General features: G+C 65.1%; 22 protein-coding genes. 9 read left to right on the forward strand and 13 right to left on the reverse strand.

Annotated features, from left to right (window positions below):
* The 5 genes from OIE68_RS21155 to dxr all read right to left on the reverse strand — a co-directional run bounded on the left by OIE68_RS21155 (position 1) and on the right by dxr (position 6,766).
* On the reverse strand, positions 1-1,788 hold the full coding sequence (locus OIE68_RS21155) for a penicillin-binding transpeptidase domain-containing protein (RefSeq protein ID WP_327101082.1): 1,788 nt from the start codon (positions 1,786-1,788) through the stop codon (positions 1-3).
* Positions 1,789-1,852: 64 nt separating this feature from the next.
* A complete protein-coding gene (locus tag OIE68_RS21160) occupies positions 1,853-2,716 on the reverse strand; it encodes a GNAT family N-acetyltransferase (RefSeq protein ID WP_327101083.1) in 864 nt (287 codons plus the stop codon).
* An 89-nt stretch (positions 2,717-2,805) separates the two neighbouring features.
* The gene (gene ispG, locus OIE68_RS21165) at positions 2,806-3,963 is read right to left on the reverse strand and encodes a flavodoxin-dependent (E)-4-hydroxy-3-methylbut-2-enyl-diphosphate synthase (RefSeq protein ID WP_327101084.1); all 1,158 of its coding nucleotides are present in this window, start codon (positions 3,961-3,963) and stop codon (positions 2,806-2,808) included.
* A gap of 181 nt (positions 3,964-4,144) precedes the next feature.
* The gene (locus OIE68_RS21170) at positions 4,145-5,347 is read right to left on the reverse strand and encodes a site-2 protease family protein (RefSeq protein ID WP_327101085.1); all 1,203 of its coding nucleotides are present in this window, start codon (positions 5,345-5,347) and stop codon (positions 4,145-4,147) included.
* A 276-nt stretch (positions 5,348-5,623) separates the two neighbouring features.
* Positions 5,624-6,766, reverse strand: a complete 1,143-nt coding sequence (gene dxr / locus OIE68_RS21175) for a 1-deoxy-D-xylulose-5-phosphate reductoisomerase (RefSeq protein ID WP_327101086.1) — start codon at positions 6,764-6,766, stop codon at positions 5,624-5,626.
* A gap of 161 nt (positions 6,767-6,927) precedes the next feature.
* Between dxr and OIE68_RS21180 the strand changes: the two genes are divergently transcribed.
* Positions 6,928-7,194 carry a DUF2631 domain-containing protein gene (locus OIE68_RS21180; RefSeq protein ID WP_327101087.1) on the forward strand — a complete coding sequence of 89 codons (267 nt, stop codon included), beginning with the start codon at positions 6,928-6,930 and terminating at the stop codon, positions 7,192-7,194.
* Between the two features lie 41 nt (positions 7,195-7,235).
* Here the strand turns inward: OIE68_RS21180 and OIE68_RS21185 are convergent, their stop codons facing one another.
* Positions 7,236-8,156 carry a LysR family transcriptional regulator gene (locus OIE68_RS21185; protein WP_327101088.1) on the reverse strand — a complete coding sequence of 307 codons (921 nt, stop codon included), beginning with the start codon at positions 8,154-8,156 and terminating at the stop codon, positions 7,236-7,238.
* Positions 8,157-8,310: 154 nt separating this feature from the next.
* Here OIE68_RS21185 and OIE68_RS21190 point away from each other — a divergent pair, with 154 nt between their 5' ends.
* Entirely contained in the window at positions 8,311-8,724 is a 414-nt protein-coding gene (locus OIE68_RS21190) for a DUF5997 family protein (protein WP_327101089.1), read from the forward strand.
* Positions 8,725-8,773: 49 nt separating this feature from the next.
* On the opposite strand, the gene OIE68_RS21195 is transcribed toward OIE68_RS21190, so the two are convergent.
* Both OIE68_RS21195 and OIE68_RS21200 read right to left on the reverse strand, forming a co-directional pair.
* Positions 8,774-9,094 carry a hypothetical protein gene (locus OIE68_RS21195; RefSeq protein ID WP_327101090.1) on the reverse strand — a complete coding sequence of 107 codons (321 nt, stop codon included), beginning with the start codon at positions 9,092-9,094 and terminating at the stop codon, positions 8,774-8,776.
* Positions 9,075-9,623, reverse strand: a complete 549-nt coding sequence (locus OIE68_RS21200; RefSeq protein WP_327101091.1) for an RNA polymerase sigma factor — start codon at positions 9,621-9,623, stop codon at positions 9,075-9,077. Before OIE68_RS21200 ends, OIE68_RS21195 begins: the two co-directional genes overlap by 20 nt.
* Positions 9,624-9,866: 243 nt before the next feature.
* Between OIE68_RS21200 and OIE68_RS21205 the strand changes: the two genes are divergently transcribed.
* Positions 9,867-10,658 carry an SAM-dependent methyltransferase gene (locus tag OIE68_RS21205; protein WP_327101092.1) on the forward strand — a complete coding sequence of 264 codons (792 nt, stop codon included), beginning with the start codon at positions 9,867-9,869 and terminating at the stop codon, positions 10,656-10,658.
* Here the strand turns inward: OIE68_RS21205 and OIE68_RS21210 are convergent.
* A complete protein-coding gene (locus tag OIE68_RS21210; protein WP_327101093.1) occupies positions 10,655-11,695 on the reverse strand; it encodes a hypothetical protein in 1,041 nt (346 codons plus the stop codon). The genes OIE68_RS21205 and OIE68_RS21210 overlap by 4 nt on opposite strands.
* A 121-nt stretch (positions 11,696-11,816) precedes the next feature.
* Between OIE68_RS21210 and OIE68_RS21215 the strand changes: the two genes are divergently transcribed.
* Positions 11,817-12,845 (forward strand): alpha/beta hydrolase, encoded by a 1,029-nt coding sequence (locus OIE68_RS21215; RefSeq protein ID WP_327101094.1) that lies wholly within the window; start codon positions 11,817-11,819, stop codon positions 12,843-12,845.
* A gap of 33 nt (positions 12,846-12,878) precedes the next feature.
* Here the strand turns inward: OIE68_RS21215 and OIE68_RS21220 are convergent, their stop codons facing one another.
* Positions 12,879-13,136: a cold shock domain-containing protein gene (locus OIE68_RS21220; protein WP_327101095.1), complete on the reverse strand. Its 258-nt coding sequence runs from the start codon at positions 13,134-13,136 to the stop codon at positions 12,879-12,881.
* 205 nt (positions 13,137-13,341) lie between these two features.
* On the opposite strand from OIE68_RS21220, the gene OIE68_RS21225 reads away from it, so the two are divergent.
* On the forward strand, positions 13,342-13,542 hold the full coding sequence (locus tag OIE68_RS21225) for a hypothetical protein (protein ID WP_040693214.1): 201 nt from the start codon (positions 13,342-13,344) through the stop codon (positions 13,540-13,542).
* Between the two features lie 90 nt (positions 13,543-13,632).
* Positions 13,633-14,586, forward strand: coding sequence for a TIGR03557 family F420-dependent LLM class oxidoreductase (locus OIE68_RS21230; RefSeq protein ID WP_327101096.1), 954 nt, complete (start codon positions 13,633-13,635; stop codon positions 14,584-14,586).
* A gap of 10 nt (positions 14,587-14,596) precedes the next feature.
* Here OIE68_RS21230 and OIE68_RS21235 read toward each other — a convergent pair whose 3' ends face one another.
* The 3 genes from OIE68_RS21235 to OIE68_RS21245 form a co-directional block, all read right to left on the reverse strand.
* Complete coding sequence (locus tag OIE68_RS21235) at positions 14,597-16,711, reverse strand: catalase (RefSeq protein WP_327101097.1); 2,115 nt, start codon at positions 16,709-16,711, stop codon at positions 14,597-14,599.
* A 5-nt stretch (positions 16,712-16,716) separates the two neighbouring features.
* On the reverse strand, positions 16,717-17,283 hold the full coding sequence (locus OIE68_RS21240) for a hemerythrin domain-containing protein (RefSeq protein ID WP_327101098.1): 567 nt from the start codon (positions 17,281-17,283) through the stop codon (positions 16,717-16,719).
* 120 nt (positions 17,284-17,403) lie between these two features.
* Positions 17,404-17,820, reverse strand: coding sequence for a CBS domain-containing protein (locus OIE68_RS21245; RefSeq protein WP_327101099.1), 417 nt, complete (start codon positions 17,818-17,820; stop codon positions 17,404-17,406).
* Positions 17,821-17,953: 133 nt separating this feature from the next.
* On the opposite strand from OIE68_RS21245, the gene OIE68_RS21250 reads away from it, so the two are divergent.
* The 3 genes from OIE68_RS21250 to OIE68_RS21260 all read left to right on the forward strand — a co-directional run bounded on the left by OIE68_RS21250 (position 17,954) and on the right by OIE68_RS21260 (position 20,248).
* Complete coding sequence (locus OIE68_RS21250; protein WP_327101100.1) at positions 17,954-18,265, forward strand: hypothetical protein; 312 nt, start codon at positions 17,954-17,956, stop codon at positions 18,263-18,265.
* Positions 18,266-18,689: 424 nt separating this feature from the next.
* Positions 18,690-18,995: a helix-turn-helix domain-containing protein gene (locus tag OIE68_RS21255; protein WP_327101101.1), complete on the forward strand. Its 306-nt coding sequence runs from the start codon at positions 18,690-18,692 to the stop codon at positions 18,993-18,995.
* On the forward strand, positions 18,992-20,248 hold the full coding sequence (locus OIE68_RS21260) for a type II toxin-antitoxin system HipA family toxin (RefSeq protein ID WP_327101102.1): 1,257 nt from the start codon (positions 18,992-18,994) through the stop codon (positions 20,246-20,248). Before OIE68_RS21255 ends, OIE68_RS21260 begins: the two co-directional genes overlap by 4 nt.
* Positions 20,249-20,289: the final 41 nt, after the last annotated feature.

Below are 20,289 nucleotides of genomic sequence, written 5' to 3' on the forward strand. Positions count from 1 at the left end.
TCAGTACCCTGTGGGCAGGGCGGCGAGCATATCTCGCGTCACCGCCACGGCATTATCCGAACTGCCGCCCTTGACCAGCAATGTCGCGAAGGCCAGATCCCCGCGATAGCCGACGAACCACGAATGCGAGCCGCCGCCGACCTCGGCCTCCCCGGTCTTCCCGTACACCTCGCCCTGGTCGGCAATGCGTTCGGCGGTACCGCCGATGACCACCTTGCGCATCATCACGCGTAAACCATCGATCACTTCGGCCCCGATGGCCGGACGGTCCCCTTTGATCTCCGTGGTCCGTCCGGCGATCAGATACGGCACCGGCGCCGACCCGTGCGCGACGGTCGCGGCGAGCACCGCCATTCCGAACGGGCTCACCACCACCTTGCCCTGGCCGATGCCGTCCTCGGTGCGCTGGATCATATCGTCGGCCGGTGGCACCGAACCCGATTCGGTCGGCAGACCTGGAACCGTATACCCCTGTCCCACACCGAGTTTCGCGGCGGCATCGTGCAGTGCGTCGCTGGGCAGGTCACTGGCCAATTTCGCGAATGCGGTATTGCAGGATCGCTCGTAGGCCGTGGCCATCGACACGTCACCGAGTTGGAAGAGATTGTAGTTCGGAATTGTCCGCTCCCCGATGACAATTCGGCTCGGACATGGCAAAACCGTTTCGGGCGTGGCCTTTCCGAGCGACATCGCCGCAGCTGCGGTCACCGTCTTGAAAACTGAGCCCGGCGGATACTGGCCGATGGTGGCCACCGGCCCGGCACGGTCGGCCGCCTTGTTCTGAGCGACAGCGAGAATCGCGCCGGTCGACGGCCGCAGCACCACCATCATGGTCTGCTCCTCGCGGCCGCTGACGGCACGCTGCGCGGAGTTCTGCACATTGCGGTCGATGCTGAGCGAGAACGACGGGGCGGGTTGTGCGGGCACCTCGGTGAGTACGTCGGTATCGGCGCCGTTGGCGTTCATGGTGACAACGCTCCAGCCCGCCTTGCCGTCCACCTCGGCGATCACCGTCTTGCGCACCTGTGCGAGCAGATCGGGTGCGAAATCGCGGTCGGTGGCGACCATATCCCACTGCTGGGTCACCGTTACCCCGGGCAGACCGATGAGATCTCCACTCACCTGTTCGAATTCGTACTCGCTCAACAACGCGACGGTGTACTCGCCCTTGGCGGCGTACGCCGCGCTCAGGATCGCCTCGGGGATGAGCCGGTCGTCGAAGCGGTTCAACGCCGCCGCCAGCGAGGTCGCGGTGTAACCCGGATCCGGTGCGGAGGCCACGGTGAACGCGACCCGAGATACCTTGCCCGGCACCAGCACATCGCTGCCGGACTGCTCGTTCACCCTGGCGCGTGGGGCCGGGTTGGCGCGCAGTGCCATGGTCTGGGTGGCACCGAGTTTGGGGTGGATATCGGAGGAGGTCCAGCGCACCATCCAGCGGCCGTCACTGCGGCCCATCTGCAATTGGCCGGTGTATTTCCAGATCCGGTCCTTGGGCAGGCGCCACTCGTAGGTGTAGTCGACGGTCGCGGTATCGCCGGTGACCCGCGCCGCGCCGGTATGCGCGGTCAACTTCTCGGCCTGCAACTCGTCCCATGTGGAACGCAGTGCGGCGGTTGCCTTCTCGGGCTGACTGGTGAGATCGGCCGCGGCCTCGATGTAGTGGTCGGCGAAGGCGGCCAGGAAGGCGTCCGCCGCGGGCACCGGTCCCTGCGGGCTGGCCGAGCAGCCGGATCCCACCGCCGCGAACGCCGCGACGGCCAGCGTAATGAGCATGCGAGTCGACATCGGGACCGATCGTATAGTCAACCGCGAGCAAACGGCTGTGGCACACCGATGTTCAGTGCCGCGTTCAGTCCAGCAGCACGGTCGCGAAGGTGGCGATCTGCCGGAATCCGACCCGGCTGTAGGCCCGGCGGGCGATGCTGTTGTAGTCGTTCACGTAGAGGCTCGCGGTGCGCCCCGAGGCCACCACCGCATTGGCCACGGCGGCCGTACCGCGAGTGCCGAGACCGGCGCCGCGACGTTGCGGATGTACCCACACGCCCTGGATCTGCCCGGTACGCCGGGACAGCGATCCGACCTCGGCCTTGAACACCACTTCGCCGTCCTCGAAACGCGCCCAGGCGCGGCCGGATTCGATCAGGCTCTGGATCCGGCGCCGATAGCCGCGGCCGCCGTCACCCGCGCGCGGATCGACCCCGACCTCCTCGATGAACATGGCGATCGCCGCGGCGTGATAGCGCTCCAACTCATCTGGCCGAACCCTGCGGACCTGCGCATCGGCGGTGGCCAGCGCGGGCTGGCCGAGAGCTAGCAGCGGCTGCGCACCGCGTAGCTCGCGTTCCGGGCCCCAATGCGCCGACAGCATCTCCCACAGCGGCAGCGTCAATTCCTGACGCCCGACCACCGACGAACACACCCGCGGCCAGCGGACCGCCCGCGTGGCAAAGGCGCGCAACGCATCCTCGTCACCGCGCAAGGGCACCAGATTCGCCCCGGAGAAGCACAGCGATTCCGACGGTCCACCCCGACTCCACAGTTCACCGTGTCCGACGCCGGTATCCAAGCCGAATTCCTGTAACCGCGCCGCCACCATGCACGAGGCGATCGGATCGCTATCCAGCACCCGCAGCACCTGTGCCAGATCCCGATTCGCGAGCTGACGCGCGGGGGCATCCTTGGCCCGTCGCGCCGGTTCCAGCAGACTCCGCACATCGACAGCCTGCCACGAATCGGTCGACTGTGGTACGGCTACTCGGGAACTCCCGCCCGTAACGACCGCTTGCGGGTCGCTCGAAAAGGTCAGCCGACGGAGACTACTGGTTCGCCCGCGCCTGCCGTCTCGCCCATCTCCTCGGCAATGCGCATGGCCTCTTCGATCAAGGTCTCCACGATCTGCGCCTCCGGCACGGTCTTGATGACCTGCCCCTTGACGAAGATCTGGCCCTTGCCGTTGCCCGAGGCGACACCGAGATCGGCCTCACGCGCCTCACCCGGACCGTTCACCACGCAGCCCATCACGGCCACCCGCAGCGGCACCTCCATGCCCTCCAGACCGGCGCTCACCTCATTGGCCAAGGTGTACACATCGACCTGGGCGCGACCGCAGGACGGACAGGAGACGATCTCGAGCTTGCGCGGGCGCAGGTTCAGCGACTGCAGAATCTGCCCACCGACCTTGACCTCCTCGGCCGGCGGCGCGGACAGCGACACGCGAATCGTGTCGCCGATGCCCTCCGACAGCAGCGAACCGAATGCGACGGCGGACTTGATCGTGCCTTGGAACGCTGGACCGGCCTCGGTCACACCGAGGTGCAGCGGGTAGTCGGACTGCGCGGCCAACTGGCGGTAGGCCTCGACCATGACCACCGGATCGTTGTGCTTGACCGAGATCTTGATATCGCCGAAGCCGTGCTCCTCGAACAGGCTCGCCTCCCACAGCGCCGATTCGACCAGTGCCTCCGGGGTCGCCTTGCCGTACTTCTCCAACATCCGCTTATCCAGCGAACCGGCGTTCACGCCGATGCGAATCGGGATGCCCGCCGCGCCCGCGGCCTTGGCCACCTCGCCGACCCGGCCGTCGAATTCCTTGATATTGCCCGGGTTTACGCGCACCGCGGCACAACCCGCATCGATGGCGGCGAAGATATAGCGCGGCTGGAAATGGATATCCGCGATAACCGGGATCTGGCTCTTGCGCGCGATGGTCGCCAGTGCGTCGGCGTCCTCCTGGCGCGGGCAGGCGACGCGCACGATATCGCAGCCCGAGGCCGTCAGTTCGGCGATCTGCTGCAGGGTGGCGTTGATGTCGTGGGTTTTGGTGGTGGTCATCGACTGCACGGAAATCGGGTAATCGCTGCCGACGCCCACATTGCCCACCATCAATTGGCGGGTCTTGCGGCGAGGTGCGAGAACGGCCACGGGTGCGGTCGGCATTCCCAATCCGATTGTGCTGGTCACTTTCGGCTGCCTACTTTCGTGCGTACTGATTCGGGCCGTTCGCCTACCGAGCTTAGCCGCGTGTCACGGCTGCTCACCCTGTGACAGCCATGACATGAGTCATGACACACAGATGTCCCGAAATGCCAGCAATCCGGCGTTCGCGGTAGTGATCGCGGCACAACCGCGACAGGTTAGCGCGTCAACGGAACAACTGGATCGGATTCACGATGTCGGCGACCAGCGTGAGCACCATATACGCACCGCCGATCACCACTGCGACGTAGGTCACCGGAAGCAGTTTCAGATAGTCGACCGGACCGCCCGGCGCCAGCCCCTTCCAGCCGCGGACGGTATTGCGGACCTTCTCGTAGAGCACCACCGCGATATGCCCGCCGTCCAGCGGCAACAGCGGCAGCAGGTTGAACGCGCCGAGGAAGAAGTTCAGGCTGGCCAGGACCAGAATGAACACGCCCCACAGGCCGCGCTCGGCGGTCTCGCCGCCGATCTTGCTCGCGCCGTAGACACTGACCGGGGTTTCCGGATCGCGCTCGCCACCGGTCACCGCGGTCCACAGCGCGGAAACCTTCTGCGGCATCTGGGCCAGCGATTCCACCGTGCGCACGAACATCTGCCCGGTATAGGCGCCCGCGGCCGGAATCGCGGCCAGCGCGTTGTACTTCAGGGGCTCGTAGTACTCCGAACCGACGCCGACCGCGCTGACCTCGCGGCCCGGCCCGCCGTCATCGGGATAGCGCGTGACGCGTTCCGGGGTGACCTCGATCGTCCTGGTCTGACCGTCGCGCTCGATGGTGTAAGTGAACGGGCCGGTCTGCTTCTGGGTTTCGGCGGTGAACTGCTGCCAGGTCGTCACCCTCACGCCGTTGACGGCCTTGACCACGTCACCGCGCTGCATACCGGACTGCTGCGCCGGTCCGGTGCCCTGGCAGTCGGCCAGCGTTTTATCCGGATTCTGCTGGGCGACGCATTTCATCGCGCCGATGGTGGTCGCGGGCGGCTGGTCGAAGCGCGGCAGTCCCCAACCGATCGCGAGTACGACCAGCAGGAGGAAGCCGAGCACGAAGTTCATGGCGATCCCGCCGAACATCACGACCAAGCGCTTCCAGGTGGTCTGGCGATACATGGCCCGGTCGAGATCCTCGGGTGCCAGTTCGTCCAATGCCGTCATGCCCGCGATATCGCAGAAGCCGCCGAGCGGGAGCGCCTTCAGGCCGTATTCGGTTTCACCGCGCCGGAACGAGAAAATCTTCGGACCGAAGCCGATGAAATAGCGCCGCACCTTCATGCCCGTGGACTGGGCAGCCCACATATGCCCGCATTCGTGCAGCGCGATCGAAATCGTGATGCCGAGGGCGAACAGTACGAACCCCAACGCGAACACCATTTGCTGTACAGCCCTCCTGCGTTGCGCAGCTCGCCTCAAATGAAGTGCGGCCGCCCGCAGCGGCCGCGATTACCCGCACAGGCACGTCCGTCCGCGCCGCGGGCACCCCGACCACAGTAACCGGACGCCGACCAACCTTCGCTCCCAAGTCTGCCAGGCCACCATCCGGCGGCGCGTCCGATCGCATCGAAGGCCGTTCGGCGCGGACGATCCGCCTGGCCGCGCACTTTCGCACGCCTGCCGCAAAAATCACCGGATAGGGCGGGAAATGCGCGCTCAGGCCGGGTGGACGAGCGCGCGGGCGTAGTCGCGCGCCCACGTATCGGCCGCCAGCACATCGTCGAGTGTCTCGGGCTCGGCCTGCCACCGATCGGCCGCCTCGACCGCGCGGGCGACGGTGCGCACGATATCCGGGAAACGAATGATCCCGTCCAGGAAGGCTTGCACCGCGATCTCATTCGCCGCGTTGTAGACCGCGGTGACGCTGCCGCCCGCGGTGCCCGCCTGCCTGGCCAGCTCGACCGCCGGGAATACCGCATTGTCGACCGGCTCGAATTCCCAGGTCGACGCGGTGCTGAAGTCGCAGGCGGCGGCCGCGCCCGGTATGCGATCGGGCCAGCCGAGTGCCAGTGCGATCGGCAGCTTCATATCGGGCGGGCTGGCCTGAGCAAGGGTGGAGCCGTCTTTGAAGGTGACCATGGAGTGCACGATCGACTGCGGATGCACCGTGACATCGATATGGTCGTAGGGCACCCCGAACAGCAGATGCGTCTCGATTAGTTCGAGGCCCTTGTTCACCAGCGAGGCTGAATTCAACGTATTCATCAGGCCCATCGACCAGGTCGGATGCGCCTTCGCCTCGGACGGATTCACCGATTCCAGCATTTCGGTGGTCCAGCCGCGGAACGGACCTCCCGACGCGGTCAGCACCAGCCGATCCACCTCCTCGGCCCGGCCGCCGCGCAGGCATTGGGCGAGCGCGGAGTGTTCGGAGTCGACCGGCACGATCTGGCCGGGTGCGGCGGCGCGAGTCACCAGCGAGCCGCCCGCGACGAGGGATTCCTTATTCGCCAACGCCAGTCGGGTGCCTGATTGCAGGGTGGCCAGGGTCGGCTCCAGGCCGAGCGAACCGACCAATGCGTTGAGTACGACATCGGCCTCGGTGCGGCGCACCAATTCGGTAACCGCGCCGGGCCCGCTCAGAGCCAGGTCGAGGTCGGTGCCCGCGGCCGGATCGGCGACCGCGACATTGCGGGTCCCGGTGGCGGCCATCTGGGCCGCGAGCAGCTCGGTATTGCCGCCACGCGCGGCCAACCCGACCACCTGGAACTTGTCGGGATTGGCGGCAATCACCTCGAGCGCCTGGGTACCGATGGAACCGGTGCTGCCGAGCAGAAGGACTCTCACGATGTCGGACACGGCCCCATTGTGGCAGCGGGGCCAGCGACGCGCCCGCAGGCGGTAGCCCGCGTAACCACGTAGGGCGCCGCTCGCCGATCGAACACAGCCCTGCTGGCTACGACGAGCGGTCGTATGCCACGATATCGGCAGCAACGCTTACACCGAGCTAAGGAGCGATCGTGGCCGCCACGGAACTCGAACCCACCAGTGACCGCGCAATCGTCACCCACGTGGACACCGCCGAGGTTCCGTCCGCCGAATGGGGCTGGAGCGGGGAATCGCGCCGCACCTTCCGTGTCGCGGGCTGGATCGTCTGCGTGATCCTGCTGGCCATGACGATCGGCAACCACAAGGGCCGCATCGAGGACCTGTTCCTGGTCGGTTTCGCCGCCGTGATCGCGGGCGTCATGATCCGCGACTCGATCCTGCGGCGCAAGCCTCGGTAGTCCACACCGAAAGGTATTGACTCCCTCGGGAATTCGCCCGCCTAACGCCCTCGTCGCTTGGCGGGCTTTTTCTTGGCTCCGGCGTTCTTGACGACGCTCCTCGTCGAACGCTTGGCGGTGGTCTTCTTCGGCTCGGTCTTCTTGCGCTGAACCTGGGCCCGCGAGCTGCGTTCCGAACGGCCGCGCACGACGCCGACGAACTCTTCGATCAGTTCGGTGGTGTGCGCGACTGGCCAGGCCAGGGCGATTTCCGTAGCCGGGACGCCCATCATCGTCCGGTAGACGAGGTCGCGGCGCGCGTACAGCCGGGCAATGGAATGCGGGACGATGGCGACGCCGACACCGGCCGCGACCAACTCGATGGTGCCCGCGATCGCATCGATATCGCTCGAGTCCTGGATCCGTTCACCCTCCAGATCGCCCATGCCCACCTGTTCGAACAGCGACAAGGTGTGGTCTTTGGGCACCACGACGACGGGAAGCTCTCGGTAGAGCGGAATCGCGCTCAGACCTGCACGATCGATGGGCAGACGGACGAAACAGGCGTCGACGCGCCCGTCACGCAGCGCGGCGAGTTGTTCGGCCATCGGAATCGGGACCACCTCCAGCGCGGTGTCCGGAAACCGCTCACCCCAGATCCGCGTCCATTTGGAGACCGTCACGCCAGGTACGAAGCCGACCCGCAATGCGACATCCTCCGCAGCCACGGGCTCGGGCTCCGCTGCCCGCGCGATGATATCCCTGGCATCGCGCAGCAACTGCTGTCCCTCCTCGGTCAGCTGCGTCGGCTGCGCTCCGGGCACAAAAAGTTTCTTCCCGAGTTCTTGCTCCAAATCGATCACCGTGTGACTCAACTTCTGCCGCGAAATGTGCAGCGATTTCGCCGCCCGGGCGAAATGCAGTTCCTCGGCAACCGCGACAAACCAGCGCAGGCGGGTCACGTCGATGGACTCGGGGTTCATTCGTACGAGGGTATTGCCATCGAGGCTGTCGACTCACGAGGCGGGTGGTCCGAGGGCACCGCCGGGCCGGATACGCGGTGGCCTCGCCTTCGCTCTTCCACGCGCAACAGACTGCGGGCGGACTGCGTCCGGCTGTGCCCATTAGGCTGTACCGGTGAGCCCGGATAAGAAACCGCAGACCATGAAGCCGCTGACCGCGGCGAACAAGCTCGGCATCTACCTTCCGGCGACGCCCGAGGAATTCCGCAACTCCCCGATCTCCCGCGCCGAACTCGAAGAGTTGCGTACCAATCCCCCGGCCTGGCTGACCGAACTGCGCAAGGCGGGCCCCTTCCCCCGCGATATCGTCGCCCGCAAACTCGGAGTTTCCAATACCGGCCTGGCCCGCGCCGACGTCTCCGATGCGATGAACGCCGAGGAAATCGCTGCCCTGCTCGCCGACCCGCCCGAATGGCTGATCCGCGAGCGCGAGAACTACGCCGCGGTGCTGAAGGAAAACGAGCGCGTCAAAACCCAACAGGCCGAACGCCGCGCCGCTTCCAACCGCCCCGCCAAGAACCGCACGTAGAACAGCCGCACTCAACTGGGGTGCGGTTGTGTTCAGGTGGTGGAAGCGGTTATGTCGCACCGGGTTTCGTGGTGACCAGTTGGCAGGTTCCGTCGATGCACGAGCGCTGCAGTCGGCCGCGGGAGAGCGTCTGGAGCAAGCCGATTGCCCAGCAGGTCGGGCAGCCACGCAGTGCGACGAGACCGACCGGCAGGAGCAGCAGACCGACGGGGCCGACCGCCGGCATCAGTGCGAACGAACCGACCACAGCGCCGAATCCGATTGCGCCACGGGCCAAATGGCGCGATAGCGACGCACTGGCGAACTCATAGCGCCCGCCCGTCGCCCGACCACCACCGCTCATGGAATCGCTACGCGATGCTTTCGTCATTACCGACCTCCAGACTCTCCTGCACCGCCATACGCGCCCGATGCAGCCGTGATTTCATCGCCGCGGTGCTCAGCCCGAGCAGATCCGCGACCATTCGACCGCTGTACCCCTGCACATCTCGCATGATCAGCACCCGCCGCTGATCGCCGGGCAGTGCCGCGATCGCCGCGGCCACCCGTTCGGCCTCCCAGCGATTGATCGCCTCCTGTTCCGCCGATGCGATGGCCGAGTCGGGAATCGGTTCGGCCCGACGCACGCGTAACCGCAGTTGTCGCAGGCATTCATTGCGCACAATGCGAAACATCCACGAGGCCAACGCACCCGATGCCCGCAATGTCCCGATCTTGCGGTACAGAATGATCAACGCCTCCTGCGCCGCATCCTCGGCATCCTCCGGCGTCGCGCACAGCGAGTACGCGAAGCGCCGCACGTGCGGATGCGATCCGGACACCAGCGAGGTGATCGACTCGATATCGCCCGCCCGCGCCGCGGCGACGAGATGTTCGTCGGGCCAGCACACCTCGGTCATTCCGACCGGCTCCGCCGCCGCAGCACGGTGATGCTGCACGCGCAAATGAGCAGCGCCCCAACAACAATCGCGACTATGATCACGTCGAACCTCCTGATCTCGCGCCGACCGTGTTGCCGACACAAGTATGAGAGGTGTAAACCCGCACAAAGGATTCACCGCAATCGAGCATCGCAGCCCGATCCATGCGGACAAACGACCAGACGTTGTTACGATGTGCCGTGGGACATCAAGGGAGGTGCGGTGGCTGAGGCCGATCGGGCGCCGGTACGCGTCGATCCATCCAAGCCGAACGCTGCTCGGGTGTACAACTACCTACTCGGCGGTAAAGACAACTACGAGGTGGACCAGCGGGTCGCCGAGCGAATGCTCGCGGTCGCGCCGGATACCAAGACGACGGCCTGGTTCAGTCGTAAATTCCTCCTCAACGCCGTGGAAGAGGCGGCCCAGGCGGGGATTCGGCAGTTCATCGATATAGGGGCCGGAATCCCCATCTCGCCCAACGTGCACGAGATAGCGCAGAAGGTCGACCCCTCGGCACGCGTCGTGATGATCGACTACGACCCGGTCGTGTACGTGCACACCAACGCGCTGCTGTCCGGCACGTCCGGTGTCACATCGATACTCGGTGATATTCGCCGCACGGACGAGATCATCGAGAAGGCGCGGACCGAAGGACAGATCGACTTCGACCAGCCGGTAGCGATTCTGATCGTCGGCGTACTGCACTTCGTGATGGACGACGAACACCCGGCCGAGATCATCGCGCGACTGCGCGATGTGATGGCGCCGGGAAGCATCCTGGCCTTCACCCACGGATCGGTCGACACATACGCGGAGTTCGTCGCGCAGTCGACCAGCGACACCGACGGCAGCTCGGCGCAGGTCCAATACCGGACCCCGGATATGGTGGCCGCCTACCTGGACGGCTTCGAGGTGGTCGAACCCGGTCTGGTGCCGGTACAGGATTGGCTCGACGACGACCTGCCGCGCACCAAGTTGGTGCTGTTGGGCGGAGTCGGTCGCAAGCCCTAGCTCGCGGCGAGCGTATCGGCGCGGGCCGCGAGCGCGTCGGCGATCGGACGCGAACGGCGACCGAGTCCACATGCACTCGCGACGCCGTCCACCGGTCTACTCAGTGCGTTCTCAATCAACCGCAAGGTCTCGACCTGCTCTGGCACCGTGGGAGTGTCGTGGACGAATCCCGCGTAGAAATTCGTGCCCTCGCCGAGTGACAGGTCCGCGAGGGGCGCGTAGAACGCAGGATCCGCCGACGGCGGGATATCGCCGGCCGCAAGCGGACCGTGCACATAGGTCAGCGGGCGATCCGACGGCCACTGCCGGACAACGGAATTGGCCAGCTCCACGAAGGGTCGCAGATCACGCATGCTGGCCCGGGACTTGTTGTGCATGCTTCCGACGCACAGATGAACGCCGAATCTGGTTCCCGCAGGCGTGGATTCGGCCAGCGCCGCAATTCCCTCGCCGAGGCACAATGTCGCCTCCAGCCGTCGGTGCAGTGGCTGCGCCTTCGCCATGAGCACCATTTCCGCGGTCGCCTCCAATTGCACGACCACGTCCTCGGTACCGACCAGTTCGTGAATGGCCGCGATATCGCGCACGGTCGCGTCACGGAATGCCTTGCGGTGCGACCGGACACCTGGAATGCCCATGGCGATGAAGGCCAGGGTGAAATCGGTCGGCATCCCGATCTGGAGAGTGAGTTCGGGCAGCTCGCGCGCCGTGCGCAAGTCCCGGAATATCGGCAGCGCCTCCTGGGCCTCGGCGAGATAACCGAGCTCCATCATGTCGCCCGTCAGCCCGCGACCGCTCGGAACGCGATGGATAGTCCGCTCCCGACTCGACCGCCACGTACCCGGCTTCTTCACTTCCAATGCGCCCTGCGCCACCAGATCCTCGATGATCGGCTGGATGTAGAACTCGTAGCGACGCGTTTCGCCCGTCGGGAGCGTGCGTAGGCGCGGACCCGCGGCATCGAGCATCGCGCGCATCGCGTCGTCCGTACTCGCACCCGGAAAGCTGCCGACGAAGTGCACACCACGCGAACCCATGCCGTGCATCGTAGATCGCATCTTCGTCACGCAACCCCATAGCTACGGATCTTCGTGTGCGGTATGGTGATTCGCCAGAAGATGGCGCGGCGCACGACATTTCCCATTCGGAGGGAACGCGGTGACGAAGAAGCTCTACGCCCGAATACTGGTGGCCGCTACCGCGGCGGCGACGATGCTCGGTGTGGTGCCGGGCGGGGCCAGTGCTGATCCGGCCGCCTCGCCCAACCGTTGTCAGGAGATCTCTTTCCCGGTACCGCAGGGGACGTTGGGCGCGACCCTGTGCCTGCCGGACCGGCCGACCGATACCGTCATGGTGTTGATGGCGGGGTCCAACTACAACCACACCTACTGGGATTTCTCTTACGCCCCAGAGACTTACAACTTCCGGCGCGCGATGAACGCCGCAGGTTACGCGACGCTGGTGGCCGATCGACTCGGTAACGGCGCGAGCACCCGTCCGCCGAGCATGTCACTGACCGCATCCGCCACCGCAGAAGCCCTACACAACATCGTGCAGGCCCTGCGCCACGGCCTGGCGGGCGCACAGCCGTTCGGCAAGGTCGTCACCGGCGGTCATTCGCTGAGCTCCGGCACCTCCGTCATGGAGGCCACCACTTACCACGATGTCGACGGCGTGCTGCTCACCGGATATTCGCACACCCTGAGCGTGCCGGATGTCCTCGGTGTGATCGGCACCTACTACCAGGCGGTACAGGATCCCGTATTCGCCAGCCGCGGATACGATTCGGGCTATCTCGTGACCCGGCCGGGCACCCGGGCCAGTGATTTCTTCGGGCCGGATAATTATGATCCGCAGGTGCTCGCGATCGATGAGGCGACGAAGGAAACCTTCTCGCTCACCGAATATCCCGACGGCCTCACCTCTACCCTGCCCGGGATGTCCAGCCTCATCACCGCCCCGGTCATGGTCGTCAATGGCAGTTTGGACCGGTTGTCGTGCGGACCCGCATATTCGATCTGCGCCGACAACGCGACCCTGCAGGCCGCGGAGGCCGCGTTTTTCAGTCCGGCCGCGCGATTGCGAACCTTCGTGCTGCCCGGCAGCGGACATTCGGTGAATCTCGCGCGGAATACCGCGCAATATCATGCCGCCGTCATCGCCTGGATGAAATCGGTCGTCGGATAGCTCGATCTGCTTGCGGCAGTCCAGTTTCCGTGATCACAACGGACTGATCCGCAGAGGGTACGGGCGCACCACCGCGGCCGCGCGACCGTGCGCCGCCGGATCGCACAAGTAACGCACCAGCTGACCTTCCGTCAGTGCGCGATACCCCGGCACATCGATACGGCTGTATTCGACGAACACCGGCCACTGCCGTACACCGTCTGGATCGATGAAGCCGAATCCACGCTGTTCGTCGAACCAGGCCACCGTACCGGTCAGCCATACCGAAGTCGGATCGATAACGCTGCTCATAATAGCCTCCGCGATGTCGGATTCGGCCATATCCCCTCTCTCGGCTACCCGCGAATACCACTGGTAAACACCATTTTTCAGGCCGCGAAACAGCCCGACCACCGGGCGATATCCACTCGATTAACCGACCGAATCCCGGGTAGATCGCAAATGTGGTCCGAACCGGGGCCGCAGATAGTTCCAACTACCGAGAAGGAGTGCCGTCATGGCAGATCCGAAGAACCCCGGGCAGTTCGGCAATCGCAAGGACACCCAGGAGCAGGCCAGCAAGGGCGGCAAGGCCAGTACCGGCAGCTTCGGCCAGCGCAATGCGGCCGACCCGCACGAGGCGGGTCGTAAGGGCGCACTGGCGCAGCCGACGGCGGCCAAGCAGAAGGGTGGCCAGCACAGCCACAGCGGCAGCTAGCTCCACCTGCCGAACGGGCCTCGGTCATATCGATCCGAGGCCCGTTCGCACGCGTCGAATATCGCGCGCGAACCTGGGTAAGCGCCCGACATGGTCAAATTCGGATATTTCCTAGCCAGCGAACAGTTCGGGCCGAAAGAACTCGTCGACCAGGCCAAACGCGCCGAACAGGCCGGGTTCGAGCGGCTGTGGATCTCCGACCATTTCCATCCGTGGAATGACGCCGAGGGCCAGAGCCCCTTCGTCTGGGGCACCATCGGGGCGCTCTCGGAAGCCACCGATCTGCCGATCACCACGGCGGTCACCTGTCCTACCGTCCGTATCCACCCGCTGATCATCGCGCAGGCCGCAGCGACCGCCGCCGTCCAACTCGACGGCAATTTCATACTCGGCGTCGGCAGCGGTGAGGCGCTCAACGAGCACATTCTCGGCGATCCGTGGCCGTCGCCCGCGGTCCGGCTCGAAATGCTGGAGGAGGCGGTCCAGCTGATTCGGCGGCTACACCGCGGCGGCAATGTCAACCATCGCGGCGAGTACTACACCGTGCAGGACGCCAGAATCTACACACTGCCCGATGCCCCGGTACCGATCTATATTTCCGGATTCGGCCCGCAGGCAACGCAATTGGCGGCGCGCATCGGCGACGGTTTCTGCACCGTACTGCCCGATGCCGATGCGGTCGACACCTTCCGCACCGCAGGCGGCGACGCGAAACCGGTACAGGCGGGTGCCAAGGTCAGCTGGTCCCGCGACGAGGAGTCGGGTCTGGATGCCGCACATCGCCTGTGGGCCAATGAGCTGCTGCCCGGCCAACTTTCCCAAACTCTGCCGCGGCCGCGCGATTTCGAGGACGCGATGAGCCTGATCGATCGCGAATCCACCCGTGACCACTTCGCCACCGGGCCCGATCCGGAACGTCATATCCGCCAACTCCGGCAGTATCTCGATGCCGGTGTCGACGAACTGTACGTCCAGCAGATCGGGCCCGATCTGGATGGCTTCTTCACCGCGTGGGAGAAGGAGATCCAGCCCGTCCTGAGCTGAACCGGGACGGCTAGGCGGGTACCGCGATGGTCGACCGGCGCCAGACCCGGTGCTGGGCAAGCGCATTCGCGAATGTCTCGATGAACTCCTCGGCCACGCCCGCGCCGCTGGCGGTCGTGGTGAAGACACCTGTTTGCGCGTCATGATCGGTATCGGATACGACACCGGCGACCCGCAGCAGCGTGATGCCGTCGCCGAAGCCGCCGATCGGTTTGGCGTGTTTGAACGCCTCCAGGACGAAGTGCACCGCCGCGCCATTGCCCACCAGGGTGTCGGCGGACTGCGCTCCACCCGCGACCAACACGGCATCGTAGAGAACCGAGGCGACGGTGGCCAGCGACCGGTCCACTGGGAGGGTTTCGCCGTCACTGCCGTCACCGCCCAACGTACCGGCATGCGGCGCAAGCACTTCGGGGACCGCACCACGGTCTGACAACCACGATTTGATGCGGCGTACACCGAGTGTGTCCACACCATCCGCGGCCAGGATCGCGATCTTCCGGGTCGCGATGGTGTCGGTGATGGTATCCAGTTGCGACAGCGCGGGAGATACCACCGCCTCCCGATCACCCGAGTCCGATTGCGGTATCGGCATACCCAGTTCACTTGCGACCCGCTCGGCCAGTTCGGGCTCGATCCGCACCAGATGTTCGAGCACCCTGGTCCGGATGATCGGCCGCTCCACCTTGCCCAGTTCGAAGGCGAAGGCGGCGACGATGTGGTCGGCCTCCGGCGGCGACATACTGCGCCAGAACATTCGCGGCTGCCGGTAGTGCTCCCGAAAACTGCTGGCGCGCTGTCGAATAGCAGAACCGGATAGTGGCTCGGCGTAGTGCTGGAACATCTCGGTATCCGCCAGTGCCGGACAACCGCCACCGATGGTGTTCTTGGTATACGCGGCCTCGCCCTGCGGAATGGCGTGCTGACCGTAGCCGTCCTGCTGGTGATTGCGCACATCGGCAACCGGCCGGTTGATCGGCAGCTGGGCGAAATTCGGCCCGCCCAAACGGATCAGCTGAGTATCCAGGTAGGAGAAGTTGCGCAACTGCAGCAGCGGATCATCGCTGAAATCGATACCGGGCACCAGATTGGCGGTGTGGAAGGCCACCTGCTCGGTCTCGGCGAAGAAGTTGTCCGGGTTTCGGTCCAGCACCATGCGTCCGACCGGCTGCACCGGAACCTGTTCTTCCGGAATGATTTTCGTCGGATCGAGCAGGTCGAAGTCGAAGCCGAATTCGCTTTCGTCCGAGACCAGCTGCACGCCGAGTTCCCACTCCGGATACTGGCCGGCCGCGATGCAGTCCCACAGATCGCGTCGGTTGAAGTCGGGATCACGCCCGGCGATCTGCTGACATTCGTCCCACAGCAGCGAGTGCACGCCAAGTTTCGGCGTCCAGTGGAACTTCACGAAAGTGCCTCGGCCCTCGCTGTTGACGAGTCGGAAGGTGTGTACGCCGAAGCCCTGCATCATGCGATAACTGCGCGGCAGTGCCCGGTCCGACATCAGCCACATGATCGCGTGCAATGTCTCCGGCTGCTGACCCACGAAGTCCCAGAGGGTGTCGTGTGCGGAGGCGGCCTGCGGAATCTCATTGTGCGGCTCTGGTTTCACCGCGTGCACAAAGTCCGGGAATTTGATTCCGTCCTGGATGAAGAACACCGGGAAGTTATTGCCGACCAGATCGTAATTGCCCTGGGCGGTATAGAACTTCGTCGCGAATCCGCGCACATCGCGCACGGTATCCGCGGATCCGCGCGAACCGGCGACGGTCGAAAATCGCACGAACACCGGCGTTTCCACGCTCGAATCGATGAGGAAGCGGGCGGCGGTGAAGTCGCCGAGCCAGCCGTCGTAGGGCCGGAAGTGTCCGTAGGCGCCCGCACCTCTGGCATGGACCACTCGCTCCGGGATCCGCTCGTGATCGAAGTGGGTGATCTTCTCCCTGGCATGGAAATCCGCGAGCAGCGTCGGTCCGCGCTCCCCCACCTTCAGGGCGTCGTCGGTGCTGTCCACCCGTACGCCCTGCTGTGTGGTCAGCTTCCCCTGTTCGCGATCCACCCGGTATCGATCCAGCTGGCGCTGCTTCTCATTCGATGCGCCGTTCCTATTGGCTGCGTCGGCCACGCCGCTCACCCCTCGGTCTTACGGCGCCAATCGCGCACCGCGTCGCGAATCCGGTCGAAGAGCGCAAGTGGCGGTCCGGCAACAATATTCACCAGCGCCGACTCACCCGCCTCCGGATGCGGCCGAGTCGGGGCGACGGCCTCGGCGACCCGCACGACATCGGCGAGCACCGCGCTCTCGTTGGCGGAAATCTCTTGGCGCAGCTGGTCGAATTCCTCCTTCTCCTCCATATCGGCGTGTTCGATCACCGATTCGGCGAAGCTGCGGAATTTGGTATCGAAATCCTTGTGCTGCACGCCCATGTCGTAGAGCTCGGCGAGCACGCGTTTGGCCTCTTCTTCTTCGTGCAGCCTGTCGTCGACGACACTGGCGGGCACAGATGTTCGCCGTGATGCCGGATGCACCACTTCCTCTTCGGCGCTCTCGTGCACGGCCAGCGCGCGGACCAACTCCTCGAACGGCTCGCGCTTGGCCGCACCCTGCGCAACCTGTACTTTTTCGATCAGCCCCTTGATCAGTTCGTGTTGTGCCAGCAAGAGCGTGACGACGTCTTCCTTCTGACCGGTGGCCATTGCGCACCTCCTCGATCGGGGACGGAGCCACCGCGGCTCCTCTCGTCCGCGCATACCCGCAAGCGGCACACTCACACCTGCACTCAGGGCAGCGCGGACGAGACGGTTCGCAGGTCGCGGTCAGTCCGTCGACACCGCCTCCACCACGCCGCCGGTATCGGCATTGCCGAGCGCGACGGCCACATCGGCCTGCGCCACAATGCCCACCAACTGGTCACCGTCGAGCACCGGAACCCGGCGGATCTGATGCACCGCCATCACATTGAGCACCTCATCGGCATCGGTGCCCGCCTGCACCGTGATCGGTGTGCCCTCCGCCAGTTCCCCCGCCTTGACGCCGATCGGGTCCTTGTTCTCCGCAAGCACCTTCACGACGATGTCGCGGTCGGTCAGTATGCCCTTCAACCGATTGTCCTCACCACATATCGGCAGCGCGCCCACGCTCAGCTGTTTCATCAGCTTGGCGGCCTGCACCACCGAATCGCTGGATCGCACGCACTGCACGCCTTCGGTCATGAGTTCACGCGCGGTTGCCATGGTTGCCCTCCTGTTCGTCGCAAGCAGATTCGGGTTCGCGGTACCCGCCGCGATCGCCGATACACCCTGATTGATCCGGAACATGTCGGGTAACCGCTCGAACGAGACGATCCATCCGAACGGAGAGGACGCCATGTTTCCTGGACCCGACGCATCCGATCGGCTGCGCTCCGACTTCCCGGACCGCGCACGCAACACCAGAAATCACGCGGGCGAAATGATCGCTGATACCCACAACTGGCCCGGCGTCATCCTGGTGCTGCTCGGCGTAGTCAGCGCCGCCCTGACGCTCACCGCCGCAGGCTACGGATTCGCCGGCTGGGCCGTGGTGGCCGGCATCGCCACCGCTCTGTGCCTGATCTGCGGCGGCGGACTCATCCTCGCCGAACACCGCCGCGTCAAGGCCGACGAAGGCCGCGATCTCCTCGAGCCGGGCGGCCACTGACCCGCAGTCACCTGCGACAATCGGCGGTACGCTCGTCCGGCCATGGACGAAACCGCGTCCGAGATGCGCCTGGCCGAATTGGTCGCATCCCTCACTGGCTACCGACCTCGGCCTCGGCCAGCCGGAATGTGCTGCGCCCGTCTTGCCTTCGGCTGCGAGCGCAATGGTCAAGGCCCGAGGTGAGCGCCTGACGCATCACGAATCCTCATTGCTGCGATCTATCGCAGAAGCCCGCCCACAGCACTCAACTAGAACCTGACTTAGCACTGCGGACGCAACGATTAGCGGCGCTGCTTCGCAGCTTCAACCGGTTCCGTAGGTTATCATTGCTATCGCACCGTTAATTTCCACTACCCCAAGGCGAGCTGCGCGATTTACGAGGGCTTGCACCACTAGCACTTCGATAGCAACGATAGGAGTTCAGGTGACGCGGCCGAAACCTCGTCGGCGATCTCGGGACGAGATGGGTCCGCTCACCTCCTTCGGAGCCTTCATCGCGGAGCGGCGGCGCAGTCTCGGGCTGACCCAAATTGATCTATCGGATCTTGCCGATGTCGGCGTCTCATCGGTACGCACCCTGGAGGCGGGGCAAACATCACCGACCCTCGCGATCACCTTGCGCATCCTGGACGCCCTCGGGTTGACGCTCGTAAGCATGCCGCACGCGGATGCCAGAACCCGGTCCGGCAGCACCGCCGAACTGCGCGCCGTGGAAACCAACCGCCGGTGACCACACCGAACGACCTTGCCGACCTTCGCGCCATCGACAATGCCGATGTCTACAAGGCCGGGCGGCTCGCCGGACAATTACGCCGTGAACGCGACGACGTCGTGTTCACCTATGCCGAGCCCTATTCCGCCGATCCGACGACACCACCGGTCGCCTTGACCTTGCCGAAGCGGACAGGGACATACCGGGCGACCGGAGGCTCGGTCCCGGCATTTTTCGCGGGCCTGCTACCCGAGGGCCTGCGCCTGACTGCGATCACGACCGCCGCACGGACCAGCGAGGACGACCATTTCAGCATTCTGCTGGCCGTCGGCGCCGACACCATCGGCGACGTCCAGGTGCTGCCCGCAGGAACCGTCCCCTCCGACCCACTACCCCTGTTCGACCAGACCGACACCACGAACGCGGATTTCGCGACACTGTTCACCCGCGCCACCTCCACCGACGCCGGCGAACTCGACCGCACCGCGCTACCCGGAGTCCAGATCAAGGTCTCCGCACAAATGATTTCGGCTCCGGTCTCCACCACACGAGGCCCGGCCATTCTCAAACTCAACCCACCCGAGTACCCGTACATGGTCGAGAACGAGAACTTCTTCCTCGACATGGCCGACGCGTGTGGTATCCGAGTTCCCGACCACCAGCTCGTCACCGACCAAAACGGCCGCACTGCACTGTTCATCGACCGGTTCGATCGCGTCATCGAGCGCGGCGAAACCCGCCGTCTGGCGCAGGAAGACGCCTGCCAGGTCCTGGGGCGGTACCCGGCCGCCAAGTACCGAATCACGTTGCAGGAAGCCATCAAAGCCCTTGCCGACGCAGTAGTCACAGGCCACGGCTCACATCCTCTGGCCACATTGCACATGCTCGAAATCGCCGCATTCAGCTACCTCATCGGCAACGGCGACCTGCACGGTAAGAATCTGTCGATCCGGCAGAACCCCGACGGCATCTGGGAAGTCATCCCCGCCTACGACCTGCTGTGCACCCAGCCGTACCTGAGCTGGCGTGACCCCATGGCCATTTCGCTGTACGGACGCGACACAAAGCTCGCCCACCGCTGGTGGGCAGAAGCAGCCACCCGCCTCGGCGTCACAACACGAGCTGTCAACCGCAGCCTGGCGCGGATCGTCGACGCATCGGAATCTTGGACCAACCGGGTCGCGGAAGTCGGCTTCGACGACAAGACCACGCACCGCCTGGCAGCCCTCATAACGGAACGACGCAAAGAGCTCCAACAATCCTCGACATGACCGCATTGCTCTGCGCCCCAATAGGATACGGTTCGCCGGCA

It is taken from the genome of Nocardia vinacea, from assembly GCF_035920345.1.
Taxonomy (GTDB): domain Bacteria; phylum Actinomycetota; class Actinomycetes; order Mycobacteriales; family Mycobacteriaceae; genus Nocardia; species Nocardia vinacea_A.